The sequence below is a fragment of the Roseovarius amoyensis genome, assembly GCF_003260265.1.
GTDB classification, from domain to species: Bacteria; Pseudomonadota; Alphaproteobacteria; order Rhodobacterales; family Rhodobacteraceae; genus Roseovarius; species Roseovarius amoyensis.
On record NZ_QITQ01000014.1, the window covers coordinates 46916 to 65586 of the forward strand.

Genomic DNA, 18671 nt, shown 5'->3' on the forward strand with positions numbered 1-18671 from the left:
GACGACAGGCCAGGTCCGATCACAGGCGCGCGCACCTGATAGTTCAGGCCCACTCCGCACATTTGGGGCTGCGGAAATGTTGGGTCGAAAAAATGTCGGGGCGCGGCGTCTGGCAGGTCCGAAAGGAACTCGGATACTCGCTGCATCCGGCAGCGGGTATCTGGCCTGTGACTGATCCCTCATGCGTGGAACGCACCGGTGCGAGTAAGGGGCGTCGCACTGGTGAATGGATGCACAGTCGCGGAATGGGGACAGATGACACAAGAACAATGGGGCCAGCTGAAGCAGGAACTGCTGAGCACAGTCGGAACGCATAATTTCAACAACTGGATCGAACCTCTGGAGCTGGTAGAGGTCCGGGACGGGGTCGCCACCTTCACAGTGCCGACCAGCTTTCAGGGGAATTACGTTTCGCGCAATTTCGGTGATCTGATCCTGTTTCAGTTGAACACCGTCGCGCCGGATGTCCGCCGCGTGCATTTCCGGGCGTCCGCAAATGCCGGTGCCAACGGCGGTGCGCAACAGCCCGCCGCCGCCAGGCCAGAGCGGGCCCCGGCACAGGCGTCAGCCCATGCCGACGCGCAGGTGCCCGCCGCGCCGCTGGACGAGCGGTTTACCTTTGATACCTTCGTCGTCGGCAAGCCCAACGAACTGGCCCACGCCGCCGCCCGCCGCGTGTCCGAGGGCGGGCCGGTCACCTTCAACCCGCTGTTCCTTTACGGCGGGGTCGGGCTGGGCAAGACCCACCTGATGCACGCCATCGCGTGGGAATTGCAGGCCCGCCGGCCCGAGCTGAACGTCGTCTACCTGTCGGCTGAACAGTTCATGTACCGCTTTGTGCAGGCGCTGCGCGACCGCCGGATGATGGATTTCAAGCAGATGTTCCGCTCGGTCGACGTGCTGATGGTCGATGATGTGCAGTTCATCGCCGGCAAGGACAGCACGCAGGAAGAGTTCTTTCACACCTTCAACGCGCTGGTTGACCAGAATCGGCAGATCATCATCTCGGCTGACCGCGCGCCGGGCGAGATTGCGCAGCTTGAGGACCGCATCAAGTCGCGCCTGCAATGCGGGCTGGTGGTCGACTTGCACCCGACCGATTACGAACTGCGGCTCGGCATCCTGCAGTCCAAGGCCGAACGCTATCGCAACGACTATCCCGGCCTGCAGATGGCGAATGGCGTGCTGGAATTCCTGGCCCACCGCATCAGCACCAATGTTCGGGTGCTCGAAGGCGCGCTGACGCGGCTGTTCGCCTTTGCCTCGCTGGTGGGGCACGAGATCACGCTGGAACTGGCGCAGGACTGTCTGGCCGACATCCTGCGCGCGTCCGAGCGCAAGATCTCGATCGAGGAGATTCAGCGCCGAGTGGCGGAACACTACAACATTCGCATTTCCGACATGATCGGCCCCAAGCGGGTGCGCAACTTTGCCCGCCCGCGGCAGGTGGCGATGTATCTGTGCAAGCAGATGACCAGCCGGTCGCTGCCGGAAATCGGCCGCCGCTTTGGCGGGCGTGACCATACCACGGTGATGCATGGCGTGCGCCGGATCGACGATCTGCGTCAGCAGGACGCCCAGATCGCCGAAGACCTGGAGCTGTTGCGCCGCACGCTGGAGGGGTAGGAACAGCCGCGCCGACGCCGCGGACCCGGCCACCCCCGGGAACCGCGACGCGGCGCGCCCTTGACCCCGTTCCCGAATGCACTGAAAACCGCATGAAAAGGCTTGAGCGCGCAGGGGAGTTTGCTACGGTGCGCTTCCCCACCGTCTGGACACAGGGAGCGAGGGCATGAAACTCAGCATCGAACGCGGGGCACTGCTGAAAGCGGTGTCACAGGCCCAGTCGGTGGTCGAACGGCGCAATACGATCCCGATACTTGCCAACGTCCTGATCGAGGCCGAGGGCGACCAGGCCCAGTTCCGAGCCACCGACCTGGATATCGAGGTGGTCGACAAGGCCCCGGCCAAGGTGGAACGCGCCGGCGCGACCACGGTATCGGCGGTAACCCTGCACGAGATCGTGCGCAAGCTGCCCGAGGGGGCGCTGGTGACGCTGGTCGACGATGGCACCTCGGGGCGGCTGACGGTGGCGGCGGGGCGGTCGAACTTTGCCCTTGCGACCCTGCCGAAAGAGGATTTCCCGGTGATGGCGACGGCGGAATACGCCTGCAACTTCGCCGCCCGCGCGCCCGAGCTGCGGCGCCTGTTCGACAAGTCAAAATTCGCCATCTCGACCGAGGAAACGCGCTATTACCTCAATGGCGTCTACATGCACGTCTCCGAAAGCGATGGCGGCAAGGTGCTGCGCTGCGTGGCCACCGATGGCCACCGCCTGGCCCGTGTCGATGCCGACCTGCCCGAGGGCGCGGCCGACATGCCCGGTGTGATCGTCCCGCGCAAGACCGTGGGCGAGCTGCGCAAGCTGCTGGATGACGACGAGGCGCAGATCGCGGTTTCGGTTTCGGAAACCAAGGTGCGCTTCGCCACCCCCGAGATCGTACTGACGTCAAAGGTGATCGACGGCACGTTCCCCGACTACACCCGCGTCATTCCCACCGGCAACACCCGCAAGCTGGAGGTGGACGCGAGTGATTTCGCCCGCGCCGTCGACCGGGTGGCGACAGTCAGCTCGGAACGATCGCGCGCGGTCAAGCTGACGCTGGACGAGGACCGCCTTGTGCTGTCCGTGAACGCCCCCGACAGCGGCAACGCCGAAGAGGAACTGGCCGTGGCCTATGGCGACGAGCGGCTGGAGATCGGGTTCAACGCCAAGTACCTGCTGGAAATCGCCAACCAGATCGACCGCGAGAACGCGACATTCCTGTTCAACTCGGCTGGCGACCCGACGCTGGTGCGCGAAGGCAACGACACCAGCGCCATTTATGTCGTGATGCCGATGCGCGTCTGAATCGGCGGCGCCGATGCCTGTGGCGCACGTGTCTTCGGTAAGATGAAAGGGCGGCAATGCCCGATCTGTATCTGTCGCGCCTGACCCTGTCGCATTTCCGGTCCCATCAGGCTGCGGCGCTGGCGTTCGATGCGCGACCTGTGGCGCTTTATGGGCCCAACGGCGCGGGCAAGACCAACATCCTCGAGGCGGTATCGCTGTTTTCGCCGGGTCGCGGCCTGCGGCGGGCGGCGGCGCAGGACATGGTGCGCCAACCTGACGGTCCGGGCTGGAAAGTGACCGGCGTGCTGCATTCGCTCGAGCAGGTGCACGAGATCGAAATCTGGTCCGAGGGCGGCCAGCCCCGACAGTTGCGCATCGACGGCAAGACGGCGGCGCAGGCGGCGCTGGGGCGCATCGCGCGGGTGCTGTGGCTGGTGCCCAGCATGGATCGGCTGTGGATCGAAGGGGCCGAGGGGCGGCGGCGCTTTCTCGACCGCATGACGATGAGCTTTGTTCCCGACCACGCCGAGGCCACGCTGGCCTATGAAAAGGCCATGCGCGAACGCAACCGCCTGCTCAAGGACCAGGTGCGCGACGGCCATTGGTATGTGGCGCTGGAACGACAGATGGCCGAGGCGGGCCTTGCCATCCACCGCAACCGGCAGGTGGCGCTGGAACGCCTGAAGGCGGCGCAGGATGCGGCCGAAACCGCCTTTCCCGCCGCCGGGCTGGAACTGCTGCCGGGAGAGGGCGGAATGCCGGAGACGGAACCCGACCTGCGCGATGCCCTGCATACTGGCCGCGCGCGCGACATCGCCGCCGGGCGCACGCTGATCGGGCCGCACCGCGCCGACCTGGGGGCTGTCTATACCGCCAAGGGGGTGCCGGCGGCGGCCTGTTCGACGGGCGAGCAAAAGGCGCTGCTGATCTCGCTGATCCTTGCCAACGCCCGCGCTTTGGCGCAGGAATTCGGCGCGCCGCCCCTGCTGCTGCTGGACGAGGTCGCGGCCCATCTCGACGCCGCCCGCCGCGCCGCGCTTTATGACGAGGTCTGCACCCTGGGTGTGCAAGCTTGGATGACGGGCACCGGGCCGGAACTGTTTACGGACCTGGGCGCACGCGCGCAGTATGTCGAAGTGACAGAGACCGGCTGTGAAAGCCGCGCCGAACAGGAGGTATCGACACCATGACCCACAATGCCGACATCAGGACCGGCGGTTGCCTTTGCGGGGCGGTGCGGTTCACGACCAAGGGCCCCGTGCGAGAGGTCGTCGCCTGCCATTGCGGCCAGTGCCGGCGTCAGACCGGGCTGTATCATGCCGCCACCAGCATCCCCAATGACCGCCTTTCGGTCGAGGGGGGCGAGGCGATCAGATGGTATCGCACCTCGGATCACGCCCGGCGCGGGTTCTGTTCGCCCTGCGGCTCGGCCCTGTTCTGGTCGCCCGATGAGGGGGATTTCACCTCGGTCCTCGCCGGGGCATTTGACGAGCCCTCGGGCCTGAAACTGACAGCGCATATCTTTTGCGCCGACAAAGGCGATTTCTACGAGATCACCGACAGCCTGCCGCTATATCCGGGCTCGCGTGGCGGTCCGCCAGCGGCCAGCAAGCCATGAGCGCGGCAAAGACCCCCCTGCCCGCCCAGCGCGTAACCCTGATCACCCTTGGCGTGGCCGACCTGGACCGCGCCAAGACGTTTTACGCGTCGCTCGGCTGGTCCCCGGCCGAGGAACAGGATGGCGTGGCGTTCTACCAGTTGCAGGGCCTTGTTCTGGGCCTGTTCGGGAAAGCAGCCTTGGCCGCCGATCAGGGCCGGGCGGGCGCGGCACTGGGCACCGGGGCGATGACACTGGCGCAGAACTTTGGCACCGAGGCAGAGGTCGACAACGCGTATCAGGCGGCGCTCGATGCCGGCGCAACACCGCTCAAGCGCCCCGAAAAGGTGTTCTGGGGTGGTTACTCGGGCTATTTCGCCGACCCTGACGGACATGTCTGGGAACTGGCAATGAACCCGTTCTGGCCGCTATCGGATGATGGCACGTTGACCCTGCCGGACGCCGAATGACCCTCTCGCCTGTCGATCTGGCGCTTTATGCCGGGACGCTTTTCATCCTGTTCATCACGCCGGGGCCGGTCTGGCTGGCGGTGATGGCGCGCACGCTTTCGGGGGGTGCGCGGGCGACGGTGCCGCTGGCGCTGGGCGTGGTGGCGGGCGATGTGATGTGGTCGTTTCTGGCGGTCCTGGGCGTCAGCTGGGTAGTGTCGGCATTCGGCGGAGTCATGGCCGCGCTTAAGCTGGTGGCGGTGGTGCTGTTTGCCGGGATGGGCGTGATGCTGATCCGCCACGCCGACCGGACCATCGCCGCCGACAGCCGCCTGACACGGCCGGGCGCCTGGGCCGGGTTCATGGCCGGGCTGGCGGCGATCCTGGGCAACCCCAAGGCGATATTGTTCTACATGGGAGTGCTGCCGGGGTTTTTCGACCTGACGCGCGTCACCCCGGCCGATATTGCCGCGATCGTGGTGCTGTCGGCGCTGGTGCCGTTCTTGGGCAATGTCGGACTGGCGATGTCTCTTTCGCGGCTGCGCCGGCTGATGACGTCACCCAAGGCATTGAGACGCACCAACATCGCGGCGGGGTGCCTGCTGATTGCGGTGGGCGTCGCGATCGCCATGACATGAATGCATGACCGGCCCGCGACACAAAATATTGTGGTCCCGGACGTGACATTGCCTGTGGGAAATCGTATAAAATCACAGCTTACACAAGGGTGGCTTGAATGGCAGAAGCAGTACCGGCGCAAGAAGAATATGGCGCCGATTCCATCAAGGTTCTCAGAGGGTTGGAGGCGGTTCGCAAACGCCCCGGCATGTATATCGGCGACACCGACGATGGTTCGGGTCTGCACCACATGGTCTATGAGGTGGTGGACAACGGCATTGACGAGGCGCTGGCAGGTCATGCCGACGTCGTGACCGTCACGATCAATGCCGATTCCAGCGTCTCTGTCACCGATAACGGCCGTGGCATTCCCGTGGAAATGCACGAGGAAGAGGGCGTTTCGGCGGCCGAAGTGATCATGACCCAGCTCCATGCCGGGGGCAAGTTCGACAGCAACTCCTACAAGGTGTCGGGGGGGTTGCACGGGGTCGGGGTGTCGGTGGTCAACGCGCTTAGCGACTGGCTGGAACTGCGCATCTGGCGCAACGGCAAGGAACACCTGGCCCGGTTCGAGGGGGGCTTTACGGTCGATCATCTGCGCGTCGTGGGCGACGCCAATGGCAAGCGCGGCACCGAGGTGCGATTCCTGGCCTCGACCAAGACCTTTTCGAACCTCGATTACAGTTTCGAGACGCTGGAACGGCGCCTGCGCGAGCTGGCGTTCCTCAATTCCGGGGTACGTATCGTGTTGCGCGACGAACGCCCGGCCGAACCGCTCGAATCCGTCCTGCATTACGAGGGCGGCGTGCGCGAATTCGTCCGCTACCTGGACCGCCACAAGTCGCCGATGCTGCCCGAGCCGATCTTCATGACCGGCGAACGCGACGACATCGGCGTCGAGGTGGCGATGTGGTGGAACGACAGCTATCACGAAACGGTGCTGCCCTTTACCAACAACATCCCCCAGCGCGACGGCGGCACCCACCTGGCCGGGTTCCGCGGGGCGCTGACGCGGGTGCTGCAGCGTTATGCCGCCGAAAGCGGGATCGCCAAGCGGGAAAAGATCACCTTTACCGGCGATGACGCCCGCGAGGGGCTGACCTGCGTCCTGTCCGTCAAGGTGCCTGACCCGAAATTCTCCAGCCAGACCAAGGACAAACTGGTCAGTTCCGAGGTCCGCCCCGCGGTCGAGGGGCTGGTCGGCGAAAAGCTGAGCGAATGGTTGGAGGAAAACCCGAACGAGGCCAAGATGATCGTCGGCAAGATCGTCGAGGCCGCGATGGCGCGCGAGGCCGCGCGCAAGGCGCGGGAACTGACACGACGCAAGACGGCGATGGATGTGAACTTCCTTGCCGGCAAGCTGAAGGACTGTTCCGAAAAGGACCCCACCAAGACCGAGCTTTTTCTGGTCGAGGGTGACAGCGCCGGCGGCTCGGCCCAGACCGGGCGCGACAGGGGCACCCAGGCGGTCCTGCCGCTCAGGGGCAAGATCCTCAACGTCGAGCGCGCGCGCTTTGACCGGATGCTGTCGAGCCAGGAAATCGGCAACCTGGTGATGGCGCTGGGCACCGGTATCGGGCGGGACGAGTTCGACCTGTCAAAGCTGCGCTACCACAAGATCGTCATCATGACCGACGCCGATGTCGATGGCGCACATATCCGCACGCTGCTGCTGACCTTCTTTTACCGGCAGATGCCCGAGCTGATCGAACACGGGCACCTCTATATCGCGCAGCCGCCGCTTTACAAAGTGGCGCGCGGCAAGTCCGAGGTCTATCTCAAGGACCAGGCGGCGCTGGAGGATTACCTGATCCAACAGGGGACGGAGGATGCGATCCTGCGCCTCGGCACGGGCGAAAACATCTCTGGCCCCGACCTGGTGCGTGTAGTCGAAGAGGCCCGCCAGGTGCGCCGCATCGTCGATGCCTTTCCCACCCATTACCCACGCCACATCCTTGAACAGGCGACGATTGCCGGGGCATTCCAGCCAGGTGCCGCTGATGCCGACCTGCCGGGCGTCGCCACGGCGGTGGCCGAACGGCTGGACCTGATCGCGCAGGAATACGAGCGCGGCTGGCAGGGCCGACCGACGCAGGATCACGGCATCCGCCTGACGCGCACGGTGCGCGGGGTCGAGGAAATGCGCACGCTCGACGGCCCGATCCTGCGCGGCGGCGAGGCGCGCCGCCTGGGCCAACTGACGAAGTCGCTGCAAGAGGTCTATTCAAAGCCTGCGCAACTGGTGCGCAAGGACCGCACGCAGGCGGTCTATGGCCCGCTCGACCTGCTCGACGCGGTGCTGAAAGAGGGCGAAAAGGGCCTGTCGCTGCAACGCTACAAGGGCTTGGGCGAGATGAACCCGAGCCAGCTGTGGGAAACCACGCTGGACCCCGAGGCGCGCACGCTGCTGCAGGTGCGGATCGACGACGTGGCCGAGGCCGACGATTTGTTCACCAAGCTGATGGGCGATGTGGTTGAACCCCGGCGCGAGTTCATCCAGGAAAACGCCCTGAACGTCGAGAACCTGGATTTCTGAGGCTGTTGTTCAGAATACGCCTAATATTCGGGCATCTGCGCTAAAATCGCCCTGATAATCCGGCATTTTGAATAACCTGCCAAGTCTGTTGGTGACTCTCCATTGCACTTACGCTGCAATGCAGCATTCTGGTGTTAGACAGATCGCATGCACCTCCTCCTCCCTGTGCATGTGATCATGGTCAGAAGACGACGGGCCGTATGCAACTCCTCCTCCCTTTGCATGCGGTCGCGGTCGAGCCAACGGACGCAGGTTCCATTCGCCTGCGTGCGAAGAAAAAGTCCAACAGGGCGTGGCTGGGCACAACGTTGCCCAGCCACATTTCCTTGGGGGCTCGCCCTCAGCCCGCCGCGCGACGCTGGATGTGGCGATAGCCGGCCTCGCCGTAGAAGAACCCGTTGCTGAAGCTCACGTCGGGGCAGCCCTGGCCAAGCTGCGCGCGCGCCTCTGCCGGTGCGATGCGCCCCGACAACACGGCGTCAAAGGCGTTGGCGACGGCGACCATGTCGACATCTTGCGGCAGCAGGCGGGCGTGGGTCACGCCCATGCCGCGCAACTCGTCCAGTTCGGCCAGCAGCTCGATATAGCTTTCGGACTGGGTCTGGATGCCGTTCACCCGCAGGATCGCAGTGCCGTCGCGGGTGGCCAGCGGCATGCCGTCGGGGTCGTCCTCGCAGACGAACTGGCAGTTGTCCTTGGTGCGGTTGTGGGCGCGGGCGTGATAGCAGCGCGCCGACACCGCCAGCGGCGCGCGGCCGAACACCTGCACCTCGACCCCCAGCCCCAATCCCTGCGCGGCCTTTGCCGCCAGTGCCACGGCGGTCGCCGGCATCTCGGTCGGCAGGCAGACATGCGTTGCGCCCTGGCCGGCCATCCAGGCGATGGTGGTCTCGTTATAGGCGTTCAGAAAGGGGCCAACCCGGTGCGGGCGCTTGCCCCGGGCATAAAGCCCGGCGGCATTGTTGATCTCGACCTCGAAATCATTGCTGTCGGCCAGGTCGGCGGTGGCCTGGCGTTCGCGGTTCAGCATCACCTCGGCCAGCGATGACACCACAACGCGCTTGCCGCCGCGCTGCAGGCGCTCGATCGCCTGCGGCATCTCGCGTTCAAAGAACGGCGCGCGCTTGGAACAGATCACCTCGCCCAGGTAGACGGTCGAAACCGGCGCCTCGTCTGCGATACGGGCGTAGAAATCGAGCTTTTTCATCGCGCTCCAGTGATAGGCCACCGGGCCAAGGGTCAGCTCCATTGCCTTACCTCCATTTCTTGGTCTTGAAGGCGCCCTGGGTTTCCTTTTGCCCTTCGGTCAGCGCCACGAGGTCACCGATATCGGGCGCCTGGCCCTCGCGGATGTCGTCGACGGCGCGGCGAAAGGCCGACACCACCTGCCGGACATAGCTTTTCGAGCGCTGCCGCCCCTCGATCTTGAAGGCGTGCACGCCGGCGGCCATCAGATCGGGCAAGAGCCGCCCGAGGTTGAGGCTGATCGGCTCTTCAAAGGCGTAATAACCATCGGGGCGATGCGGGGCATTGTAGCGACCCTTGCAGATGGTGGGATAGCCGGCGGTTTCCTCGGGCGCAAAGCGGTCGATGGTAAACCCGGCCAGGCGGCTGCTCATGCTGCCGTCGGCCTCGCGGTCATAGGTGACGTCGGCAGCGGGCGAACAGACCCCGTCCATGTTGGTCGACAGCCCGGTCATCCAGTTGGTCAGGCTGCACCGCCCCTCGACCATCAGGCCGTGATTGCCGAAAATGAAGGTCTCGATCTCGCAGGGGATGTCGCGCTTGATCTGCTTGATTTCGGGGATGGTCAGGATCCGCGGCAGCACCACCCGGCGCACGCCGAAATTTTCGCAGTAATAGCGGATCGCCTCGGGGCTGGAGGCCGCCGCCTGCACCGACAGGTGCAACCGCGCGCCGGGATGGGTGGTGGCGATGTGCTGCGCCACGCCCATGTCGGCAACGATGAAGGCATCGACGCCCGCGCGCATCCCGTGTTCGGCCGCCTCGCGCCACAGATCGACCTTGCCGGCGGGCGGATAGGTGTTGAGCGCCAGCAGCACCTTTGATCCGCGTTCATGCGCATAGGCGACCGAGGCCTGCAATTCCTCGGGGGTAAAGTTCAGCCCCGGAAAGTTGCGCGCGTTGGTGGCGTTGCGAAAGCCGCAATAGATCGAATCGGCGCCCGCATCGACAGCGGTGCGCAGCGCGGCGGGGGTGCCGGCGGGGCAGACCAGTTCGCCCGCCTTGGAGAAATCCTCTGCCGTCATGCCGCGGCCCCCCGCCGGCGCAGCAGGCCCAGCACGGCGCGGCCCGGCGGGCCGAACAGATCGGCGGTTTCCTGCGCAATGGAGCTGTCGACATCGTCCAGCGCGTTGCGCAGGCTGACGACGGCCTCGGTATTGCCCGAAATCGTCAGGTCGCGCGAAAAGAACGCGGCGTCGCCGTCGCTCTCGCCATCGACGAGGTTCAAGAGCAGCATGAACGGCCCCTCGATGTGGGCATCGCAGGGCGGCAGCGGCGATTTGGGCACCGCCCGCATCACCGGCGCATCCGGGTCGGGGCGCAAATGCAGGGCAAAGGGCAATTCCTTGGCAACAATCAGGAAATCGGCCTTTTGATAGGGCGCGATCCGCGCGAACATTTCGGGGTGGCGGGCGGCGATCCGGCGGACCACGCGCCGCAGAACCGGTTGCAGCGCCATGCGCAGGGCGGTACTAGGAAGCCCCGCACCGCGAGGCACGGGGCGAAGGGTTTGCATGGTCGTCATCGCAGCACTGATCCTTCTGCGGAATTGGGTTTGGGGGGGCCGGTACTGTACGGATGGTGCGCTGCTTCTATTGCTGCGCAGGCCCTTGATGCTTGTGCAATCGTATGCCTGCGAATAAATATTGTAAATGCTGATTAAAAGCCGGAGCGACTATGCGTCTCACCCATTTCACCGATTATGGCATGCGAATGCTGATGCGCATGGCCAGCGCACCCGATCAGCCCTTTTCAACGGCCGATCTGGCCGCGGAATTGCAGCTTTCACGCAACCACCTGGCCAAGATCATGCAGCGCCTGGCGCAGGCGGGCATCGTCAAGACCCGCCGCGGCGGTGGCGGCGGCGCGATGCTGGCGCGTCCGCCTTCGGAGATCAGGCTCGGTACGCTGGTGGAGCTGCTGGAGGATCGTCAGCCGATCGTCGAATGCTTCAGCGACAAGAACAACTGCACCCTGGTTGGCTGCTGCTCGCTACGTAATCGTCTGCAGCGGGCCGAGGCGGCGTTTCTGAAGGAACTCGATGATTCGACCCTGGCCGATATCGCCCTGCCGTCACCGCCGCAGTTCAATTGAGGGTCGAACTCAGCCCCTCGGGGCGGCCCACCACGACAAAGGTCAGCTTGTCGGGGTCGAGCAGCTCACGCGCCACCCGGTTCACATCTTCCAGCGTCACCGCGTTCATCCGGTCGTTGCGCGTGGCGATATAATCCTTGGGAAACCCGTCAATCTGCATCCCCACCGCGATGTTTGCGATGGGGCCATTGCCGTCGAAACGCAGCGGGTAGGCGCCGGTGATATAGGTCTTGGCGTCGGCCAGTTCCCTGGCGCTGACGCCCTCATTGCGGATGCGCGCCCATTGTTCGCGGATCACCTCGATCGTCTCGGCCACCCGGTCATTGGCGGACGAGACCGAGCCGACCCAAATCTCGCCGTTATCCTTGTCCGACAGGTAGGTGTAGACACCATAGGTCAACCCGCGCTTTTCGCGCACCTCGGTCATCAGCCGGCTTTCGAACCCGCCGCCGCCGATGATGTGGTTGAGGATGTAGGCGGCAAAGAAGTCCGGGTCTTCGCGGTCGATCCCCGGCTGGCCGAAGATCACGGATGATTGCGGCGTGTCGAAATCGATCACCTCGATCCCGCCGGGCAGGTTCTGGTCCGCCCGGCCAGGCAGCGGCGCGCCGGTTTCGGGCAGGTCGCCCAGCAAACGGTCAAGCAGTGCTGACAGCTCGTCCGCGGTGATGTCGCCCACCGCGCTGATATAGACCCTGTCACGCGCGAAAACCGCCTTGTGCGCCGCCAGCAGATCGTCGCGCGTCAATGCCGAGACGCTTTCGATGGTGCCGTCGGAGGGGCTACCATAGGGGTGATCGCCAAAGACCAGGCTGGCAAAGGTGTTGCGGGCGATGGTTCCGGGGTCCTTGAGGCTGGAATTCAGCCCCGCGATCACCTGTGCGCGCACCCTTTCGATGGCCTCGGGCGTCAGGCTGGGCGCTGTGATGCTGGCGCGCAGCAACTCGATCGCCTCATCGCGGGTTTCGGTGAGGAATCGCGCAGAGACGCTGACTGCGTCGTCGCTGGCGCCATAGCTGAATTCGGCTGCGATTTCCTCGGTCGCGCGGGCAAAGTCGCGCGCATCCATGTCGCCGGTGCCTTCTTCCAGCAGCCCGGTCATCAGGTTGACCGCGCCGCGCCTGTCCGGCGCATCCAGCGACGTGCCGCCGCGAAAGCGCAGTTCCAGCGCCACGAAGGGGATCGAATGTTCCTCGACCAGCCAGGCGTCGATGCCGCCCGGCGTGGTGATTTCCTGGATATCCACACCGGCCCGTGCGGGCAGGGCCGCAAGCATGGCCACTAGGGCAAGGGCGGGGATCAGGACAGAACGAAAGAGCCTCATTGCGTCACCTCCGGGGCCAAAAGCCAGCCTGTCACGGATCGGTCGCGGTCAAGCAGGATGCGCGCGGCCTCGCGCACCTCTTCGGCGGTGACCGATTGCAGGACCTCGGGCCAGGCCTGCACGTCGGCGACGGTTAGCCCCTGCGTCAGCGCCCGGCCATAGCGATTGGCAAGCCGCCCGACATCGTCGCGGGCATAGATTTCATGCGCCTGCACCTGCATCTTGATACGGCTCAGCTGATCGGGGTCGATGCCGGTTTCGGCAGCCTCGGTCAGCACCGCGTCCATCGCCGCCTCGGCCTGTTCCAAGGTCACGCCGGGCGCGGGGGCCACGGTGATGCCGAAAGTGGTATCGTCCAGCGAGGTGCCGCCGTAATAGGCCCCGGTATAGACCGCCAGCCGTTCGTCGAATTGCAGCTTTTCGGTCAGGATCGAGGTATTGCCGCCGCCCAGGGCCTCGGCCAGCACGGTCAGGGCCGCAGGCTGCCGCTGTTGGCCGCTGTCGCGCTCGGGTACCAGGTAGCTGCGGCTGACATAGGGCTGGCCGACGCGCGCATCCTTCAGCACCAGCCGGCGTTCGGCGATCTGCGGCGGCTCTTCGGGGCGCAGGCGTTGGGGCAGGTCCGGGTTGGCCGGGATCGCGCCATAGTATGTTTCCGCCAGGCCGCGCACCTCGTCCGGCTCGACATCGCCGGCGACCACAAGCACGGCGTTGTTGGGGGCGTAATAGGTGCGGTAAAAGCTTAGCGCGTCATCCAGCCCCAGCGCCCGCATCTCGTGCATCCAGCCGATGATTGGCTGGCCGTAGCGGTGGTTGAGATACTGCGCCGCGTTCATCTGTTCGCGAAACAGGCTGCCGGGGCTGGTTTCGACCCGCTGGTTGCGTTCCTCGATGATGACGTCGCGTTCGGTGGCGACAGCGGCCTCGTCCAGTTGCAGGTTGACCATGCGGTCGCTTTCCATCCGCATCATCAGTTCCAGCCGGTCGGCGGCGATGCGCTGGTAATAGGCGGTGTAATCATAGCTGGTAAAGGCGTTGTCACGCCCGCCATTGAGCGCCACCGTGGCCGAGAATTCACCCGGCTCCAGCGTGTCGGTGCCCTTGAACATAAGGTGTTCCAGGAAATGCGCCACACCCGAGACGCCGGGCGTTTCATCGGCCGAACCGGTCTTGTACCAGACCATGTGCACCACCACCGGCGCGCGGTGATCCTCGATCACCACCACCTGCATGCCATTGTCGAGATCGAAGGTGGTGACGGCATCCTCTGCCAGGGCCGGCGGCGCCACTGCCGCGAACAGTATCGCGCAGAGCGCCGCGAGATAATTGCGCATGAACTGCCTCCTTGCCGCCCCTCTGGCGGGGTGTCGGGTCATCATCGGGGGACAAGATACGTCGCGTGCGCCCCAGTTCAAGGCGGCGGCTGCGCGCGTCAGCGTGAGGCCGGCGGCGGTGCGGACGGCGTCACGATGCCGGCGCGGCGCAGGCGTTCGCGTTCGGCCTGCTCGTTCAGCCACTGGCGCTTGTAGGCGTCGGTGTAGTCATCCCTCGGCCCGATGCGCAGCAGGTTCCTGCGGCCGTACCTGCGTCGGATCTCGTCGTCCTCGGCCCGCAAGGTCTGACGAATCGCCGGATCGGTGCCGTGGCGCCCGGCGTGACGCACAAGCCCGGCGTCGCTGGGCGAGATGGCGGTGCTGGTAATCACGCTGGGGTTACCGCCCAGCGCGGCGATGCCATCCTCGATAGGGGTCTGGTCGGTGCGGTTGCCCGCGCCGGGTTGGGGCGGGGGCAGTTCGGCATAGCTTTCGGGTTCCTGCAGCGGCTTGCCGGGAACGATTGCGAACTCGTCCGGTCCGTCACCCTCGGTCTGGAACCGTGTCAGCGTGATGTCGCGGTCGCGTGAACACGCGGCCAGAACCAGCACCAGCCCAATCATGATGATCTTGCGCGGCAACGTCATCCGCCAGTCTCCCGTCGTCATTCGCGCAGCCTTAGCGCATCATGTGCCAAAGGTCACGCGGCCTTTTTCCCCGACCCGAATACTACCATGCCGATGGCCCCGGCGAAAACCGCGATATCGGCGACGTTGAAGGCATAAGGGTTGTCGATGCCGCAGCACGACATGTTGAGAAAATCCGCCACCGCACCATAAAGCACCCGGTCGATGACATTTCCCAGCGCCCCGCCGACCAGCACGCCGGCGGCGATTTCCTGCCATGGGCCGCCCTGTTCGCGCCTCAGCCACCACAGCACCGCCGCCGATATCACCAGCGCCAGCGCGATCAGCACCCAGCGCGTGGCCGGTGCATCGCCCGCGAACAGGCCGAAATTGATGCCGTAGTTCCACGCCATGCGCAGGTTCAGATAGGGCGGCCACAGCTCGATCCGGCCAAGGCGGTCGAGATCGAGCATGTGGACGACCCAGTATTTCGTCACCTGATCGAGCAGCAGAATGGCCAATCCGGCCCATAACACACGGCGCATGGCGGGTTTTCCCTTTCTGCCGGGGCTAGTGCCGGAAATGGCGCATCGAGGTAAAGACCATCGCCAGCCCGGCCTCGTCAGCCGCCTTGATCACCTCTTCGTCGCGCATTGAGCCGCCGGGCTGGATCACCGCTGTCGCGCCAGCCTCTGCCGCGGTCAACAGCCCGTCGGCAAAGGGAAAGAACGCGTCAGAGGCCACCACGCTGCCCTGTGTGAGCGGCGCATCCAGGCCCAGCTCGCCCGCCATGTCCTGCGATTTGCGGGCGGCGATGCGGCAGCTGTCGACACGGCTCATCTGGCCGGCGCCAATGCCGACGGTGGCGCCGTCACGGACATAGACGATGGCATTCGATTTCACATGCTTGGCGACTGACCAGGCAAACAGCATGTCGGCAAGTTCCCGCTGATCCGGGGCGCGTTTGGTGACGACCTTCAGCGCATCGGCCGCGATCCGGCCATTGTCGCGGTCCTGCACCAGGAAACCGCCCGCAACCTGCCGGAACACCCGCCCGGGCGACGCCGGGTCGGCCAGCCCGCCGGTGGTCAGCAGGCGCAGGTTCTTCTTGCGGGCAAATACCTCGCGCGCGCCCTCGTCAGCCTCGGGCGCGATCACCACCTCGGTAAAGATGTTGGTTATTTCCTCGGCCGTTTCAGCGTCGAGCGGGCTGTTGAGCGCGACAATCCCGCCAAAGGCGCTGGTGCGGTCACAGTCGAACGCCCGGCGATAGGCGTCTTTCAGGCTGTCGCCCCTTGCCACGCCGCTGGGGTTGGCGTGCTTGATAATGGCGCAGGCCGGGCCATTGGCCGGGTCGAATTCACTGACCAGTTCAAAGGCTGCGTCGGTGTCGTTGATGTTGTTGTAGCTCAGCTCCTTGCCCTGGTGCTGAACGGCCGTCGAAACGCCCGGCCGGGCACTGCCATCGGTGTAGAAGGCAGCGTTCTGGTGGGGGTTTTCGCCATAGCGCAGGCTTTGTGCCAGGGTGCCGGCAAAGGCGCGGCGGCGCGGTTCCGCCACGCCGATGGCGTCGGCCATCCAGGTGCTGACCGCGGCATCATAGGCGGCGGTGCGAGCATAGGCCTTTTGCGCCAGCTTGCGGCGGAATTTCGGGCATGTGGCGCCCTGGTGCTGGTCCATGTCGCCCAGCAGCTTGTCGTAGTCCTCGACATCCACAACCACGGTGACAAAGGCGTGGTTCTTGGCGGCAGCGCGAATCATCGCCGGGCCGCCGATGTCGATGTTCTCGACACAGGTGTCATAATCGGCGCCGCGGGCCACGGTTTCCTCGAACGGGTAGAGGTTGACCACCAGCAGGTCGATGGGGCCGATCCCGTGTTCGTCCATCGCGCCGGTGTGGGCGGGGTTGTCGCGCAGCGCCAGCAGCCCGCCATGCACCACCGGGTGCAGGGTCTTGACGCGGCCATCCATCATCTCGGGAAAGCCGGTCAGCTCGGCGACGTCGCGCACCTTCAGTCCGGCCTCGCGCAGCGCTGCGGCCGTGCCGCCGGTCGAAACCAGTTCGACCCCACGTTCGGCCAGCGCCTGCCCCAGGGGGATCAGGCCGGTCTTGTCGGAAACGGAAATCAGGGCGCGGCGCAGCGGCGCATTGTCGGTCATCTGTGGAAATTCCTTGCTCGTTCCAGTCAGGGTTCGGTCACCGGGTCCAGCCCGTCGCGGGCCAGGTCGCGGATGCCGACAGGCGACTCCTGCGGTTTGGCCAGTGACCAACGTGTGCGGGTCGCATACTCCATCGCGCGGCCGGATAGAACGATTTGTTTGGTCGCACGCGGTTTCAGCCGGGTCTTTTCCAGATAAACGCTGGGTTCCAGCGCCATGGTGGTACTGCCGTCGCAGCGCAGGATCCAGATTTCACCGCTCATCAGTGCCATCGAGGCGGCATGCCCGCCCATGTCCAGCGACACATCCACATCCGGGTGCAGGTGAAAGCGGATCTCGAACGGGATACCATCGAGGCCGGTGGCATCCAGCGCGGCGTCGAAACGCGGGCGGTCATCGTCATCGAGCGTCAGCAGCATGTCCTCGCCCACCAGCCCGCGACCGTCGAATGTCAGTTCCAGCCGGCGCACATGGGTCAGCCCAAATTCGGCGACATAGCCGTCATGCCCGCCCTCGAATCGCGACCCGTCCTGCGCCTGGCTAAGCTCGACAGGTACCTTGCGCGGGGCGGTGACCAGGTATTCGCGCCCGTCGCGCACCGGACCCAGCCGTGCGCTGGATTTCTCCGCCAGCACCAGGGTGGAATGCGATGGCGTGGCCCGCCCGGCGCGCCGCCAGTCGGGCCCGAAATTCGCGCCCGAGCCGCAATTGACGATCAGCGGCCTGCGGCCCGAGGTCAGTTCGAACGCCAGAGTCGAGGCATGCGCATCGGCCGAGGCGCGGCCCTGCGGCGGTGGCGCGGCGTCGATGATGATGCTGGTGCGCCCGGCGCTGTGCCGGGCAAACCCCATCGCCAGCCCGCCCGGCGCGCGCCCCTTGACCCCGCTGTCGGCCAGCGCGTGGTCAAGTCGCCCCTCCAGCCCGCGGCCGCCGCCGTGAAACCGCGCCAGCCCGCCATCGGCGTGGCGCAGGGTGCGCAGCGTTGGCGCGATCCGTTCGATTGCCGCCCAATGGGTTTCGCTGGCGCCACGCCCGGCCTCGCCCAGCGCCACCGCTGCCCAGGTCAGCAAGCTGAAGACATCAAGCAGTTCCTCGGGGTTGCGGGTGGGCAAGCCGCCCTGATCGTCGATCTGGCTGCGGCATTCGCGGTCGAGCGCCGTCACCGCCGGGGCAAGGTGGCGCTCCATCCCCTCGAGCGAGATAGAGGCATAGATCAGCCCGGTCAGCGCCTCGAATCGCGGCAGGCCCGGTGCCGATGCCTTCCACCGGCGGCCAAGAAAATTGGTCTGCGCCGCGAGCGAGCGGTAGAACGCCTGCGAGGCCTCGCTTTCCTGCCCGCTGAGCAGGAAAAAGGCGTGGCTGATCCAGCGCATCAGCCGCCGGCCGGTCAGGTCGGGCGTCCAGCCGGGGCCGCGCCCGCGCCCGAAACGTTCGATCCAGCCCCACAGCCAGGCCTGCGCGCAGGCCCGTGCCGGGCCATCACCCACCGCCGCCAGGTCATCCAGCCAGCCAAACCCGTGCAGCGCCTCGGCAAAGCCGCGGTCAGGCGGGGCGATATCCCACATGTTGGTGTCGGGGGCCTGTACCAGCTGACCGGCGAACAGGAAATTGCCGGCAATCAGTTGCCGACCACGGGCAAAGCTGCCGATGCTGCGCGGTTCCGGCTGCGATCTGAAGGCGGTAGCAGGCCGACCCAGCACCGCCCGTCGCGCCGCCAGCCGGTTTTGCAGCCGTGTCCAGCGCAGGGTCAGGTTTTGGGGATTCGCCATGCCTTTTGCCTCTGCGCGCTCTTGCCGGCGCCGACGGTGCCACTATA

Annotated in this window: 17 protein-coding genes; 8 read left to right on the top strand and 9 right to left on the bottom strand. The window is 65.6% G+C overall.

All coding sequences use genetic code 11. The features are described 5' to 3' along the window. Positions 1-255 precede the first annotated feature (255 nt). The 7 genes from dnaA to gyrB all read left to right on the top strand — a co-directional run bounded on the left by dnaA (position 256) and on the right by gyrB (position 8093). Complete coding sequence (gene dnaA, locus DL899_RS12720) at positions 256-1626, top strand: chromosomal replication initiator protein DnaA (protein ID WP_111734733.1); 1371 nt, start codon at positions 256-258, stop codon at positions 1624-1626. A 166-nt stretch (positions 1627-1792) separates the two neighbouring features. Further along, entirely contained in the window at positions 1793-2911 is a 1119-nt protein-coding gene (gene dnaN / locus DL899_RS12725; RefSeq protein ID WP_111734734.1) for a DNA polymerase III subunit beta, read from the top strand. Positions 2912-2967: 56 nt separating this feature from the next. Beyond that, entirely contained in the window at positions 2968-4083 is a 1116-nt protein-coding gene (gene recF / locus DL899_RS12730; RefSeq protein WP_111734735.1) for a DNA replication/repair protein RecF, read from the top strand. After that, positions 4080-4511, top strand: a complete 432-nt coding sequence (locus DL899_RS12735) for a GFA family protein (RefSeq protein ID WP_111734736.1) — start codon at positions 4080-4082, stop codon at positions 4509-4511. The genes recF and DL899_RS12735 overlap by 4 nt, the downstream gene beginning before the upstream one ends. A 17-nt stretch (positions 4512-4528) precedes the next feature. Next, positions 4529-4960: a VOC family protein gene (locus DL899_RS12740; protein ID WP_111734770.1), complete on the top strand. Its 432-nt coding sequence runs from the start codon at positions 4529-4531 to the stop codon at positions 4958-4960. Further along, on the top strand, positions 4957-5577 hold the full coding sequence (locus DL899_RS12745; RefSeq protein WP_111734737.1) for a LysE family translocator: 621 nt from the start codon (positions 4957-4959) through the stop codon (positions 5575-5577). The genes DL899_RS12740 and DL899_RS12745 overlap by 4 nt, the downstream gene beginning before the upstream one ends. 98 nt (positions 5578-5675) lie before the next feature. Next, positions 5676-8093: a DNA topoisomerase (ATP-hydrolyzing) subunit B gene (gene gyrB / locus DL899_RS12750; protein ID WP_111734738.1), complete on the top strand. Its 2418-nt coding sequence runs from the start codon at positions 5676-5678 to the stop codon at positions 8091-8093. A 340-nt stretch (positions 8094-8433) separates the two neighbouring features. Here the strand turns inward: gyrB and ubiV are convergent, their stop codons facing one another. From ubiV to ubiT, 3 genes are read right to left on the bottom strand one after another with little or no spacing between them, the layout of a single operon-like run. Next, a complete protein-coding gene (gene ubiV, locus DL899_RS12755) occupies positions 8434-9342 on the bottom strand; it encodes a ubiquinone anaerobic biosynthesis protein UbiV (RefSeq protein ID WP_111734739.1) in 909 nt (302 codons plus the stop codon). Between the two features lie 4 nt (positions 9343-9346). Next, complete coding sequence (gene ubiU / locus DL899_RS12760) at positions 9347-10363, bottom strand: ubiquinone anaerobic biosynthesis protein UbiU (protein WP_111734740.1); 1017 nt, start codon at positions 10361-10363, stop codon at positions 9347-9349. After that, on the bottom strand, positions 10360-10863 hold the full coding sequence (gene ubiT, locus DL899_RS12765; protein WP_239494698.1) for a ubiquinone anaerobic biosynthesis accessory factor UbiT: 504 nt from the start codon (positions 10861-10863) through the stop codon (positions 10360-10362). The genes ubiU and ubiT overlap by 4 nt, the downstream gene beginning before the upstream one ends. A 152-nt stretch (positions 10864-11015) precedes the next feature. On the opposite strand from ubiT, the gene DL899_RS12770 reads away from it, so the two are divergent. Continuing rightward, on the top strand, positions 11016-11432 hold the full coding sequence (locus DL899_RS12770; RefSeq protein ID WP_111734741.1) for an RrF2 family transcriptional regulator: 417 nt from the start codon (positions 11016-11018) through the stop codon (positions 11430-11432). Here the strand turns inward: DL899_RS12770 and DL899_RS12775 are convergent. The 6 genes from DL899_RS12775 to DL899_RS12800 all read right to left on the bottom strand — a co-directional run bounded on the left by DL899_RS12775 (position 11425) and on the right by DL899_RS12800 (position 18624). Continuing rightward, positions 11425-12756 (bottom strand): M16 family metallopeptidase, encoded by a 1332-nt coding sequence (locus DL899_RS12775; RefSeq protein ID WP_111734742.1) that lies wholly within the window; start codon positions 12754-12756, stop codon positions 11425-11427. The genes DL899_RS12770 and DL899_RS12775 overlap by 8 nt on opposite strands. Then, the gene (locus DL899_RS12780) at positions 12753-14090 is read right to left on the bottom strand and encodes a M16 family metallopeptidase (protein WP_111734743.1); all 1338 of its coding nucleotides are present in this window, start codon (positions 14088-14090) and stop codon (positions 12753-12755) included. Before DL899_RS12780 ends, DL899_RS12775 begins: the two co-directional genes overlap by 4 nt. Positions 14091-14188: 98 nt before the next feature. Beyond that, the gene (locus DL899_RS12785) at positions 14189-14737 is read right to left on the bottom strand and encodes a DUF3035 domain-containing protein (protein WP_239494699.1); all 549 of its coding nucleotides are present in this window, start codon (positions 14735-14737) and stop codon (positions 14189-14191) included. A 32-nt stretch (positions 14738-14769) separates the two neighbouring features. Then, a complete protein-coding gene (gene lspA, locus DL899_RS12790) occupies positions 14770-15240 on the bottom strand; it encodes a signal peptidase II (protein WP_111734745.1) in 471 nt (156 codons plus the stop codon). 25 nt (positions 15241-15265) lie between these two features. Continuing rightward, positions 15266-16855, bottom strand: a complete 1590-nt coding sequence (gene purH, locus DL899_RS12795) for a bifunctional phosphoribosylaminoimidazolecarboxamide formyltransferase/IMP cyclohydrolase (RefSeq protein ID WP_111734746.1) — start codon at positions 16853-16855, stop codon at positions 15266-15268. A 26-nt stretch (positions 16856-16881) separates the two neighbouring features. Then, a complete protein-coding gene (locus DL899_RS12800) occupies positions 16882-18624 on the bottom strand; it encodes a heparinase II/III family protein (RefSeq protein ID WP_111734747.1) in 1743 nt (580 codons plus the stop codon). Between the last annotated feature and the right edge of the window lie 47 nt (positions 18625-18671).

Coding starts and splice junctions, on each gene's coding strand:
- dnaA (WP_111734733.1), top strand. CDS start 256: ATGACACAAGAACAATGGGGCCAGCTGAAGCAGGAACTGCTGAGCACA.
- dnaN (WP_111734734.1), top strand. CDS start 1,793: ATGAAACTCAGCATCGAACGCGGGGCACTGCTGAAAGCGGTGTCACAG.
- recF (WP_111734735.1), top strand. CDS start 2,968: ATGCCCGATCTGTATCTGTCGCGCCTGACCCTGTCGCATTTCCGGTCC.
- DL899_RS12735 (WP_111734736.1), top strand. CDS start 4,080: ATGACCCACAATGCCGACATCAGGACCGGCGGTTGCCTTTGCGGGGCG.
- DL899_RS12745 (WP_111734737.1), top strand. CDS start 4,957: ATGACCCTCTCGCCTGTCGATCTGGCGCTTTATGCCGGGACGCTTTTC.
- gyrB (WP_111734738.1), top strand. CDS start 5,676: ATGGCAGAAGCAGTACCGGCGCAAGAAGAATATGGCGCCGATTCCATC.
- ubiV (WP_111734739.1), bottom strand. CDS start 9,342: ATGGAGCTGACCCTTGGCCCGGTGGCCTATCACTGGAGCGCGATGAAA.
- ubiU (WP_111734740.1), bottom strand. CDS start 10,363: ATGACGGCAGAGGATTTCTCCAAGGCGGGCGAACTGGTCTGCCCCGCC.
- ubiT (WP_239494698.1), bottom strand. CDS start 10,863: ATGACGACCATGCAAACCCTTCGCCCCGTGCCTCGCGGTGCGGGGCTT.
- DL899_RS12770 (WP_111734741.1), top strand. CDS start 11,016: ATGCGTCTCACCCATTTCACCGATTATGGCATGCGAATGCTGATGCGC.
- DL899_RS12775 (WP_111734742.1), bottom strand. CDS start 12,756: ATGAGGCTCTTTCGTTCTGTCCTGATCCCCGCCCTTGCCCTAGTGGCC.
- DL899_RS12780 (WP_111734743.1), bottom strand. CDS start 14,090: ATGCGCAATTATCTCGCGGCGCTCTGCGCGATACTGTTCGCGGCAGTG.
- DL899_RS12785 (WP_239494699.1), bottom strand. CDS start 14,737: ATGACGACGGGAGACTGGCGGATGACGTTGCCGCGCAAGATCATCATG.
- lspA (WP_111734745.1), bottom strand. CDS start 15,240: ATGCGCCGTGTGTTATGGGCCGGATTGGCCATTCTGCTGCTCGATCAG.
- purH (WP_111734746.1), bottom strand. CDS start 16,855: ATGACCGACAATGCGCCGCTGCGCCGCGCCCTGATTTCCGTTTCCGAC.
- DL899_RS12800 (WP_111734747.1), bottom strand. CDS start 18,624: ATGGCGAATCCCCAAAACCTGACCCTGCGCTGGACACGGCTGCAAAAC.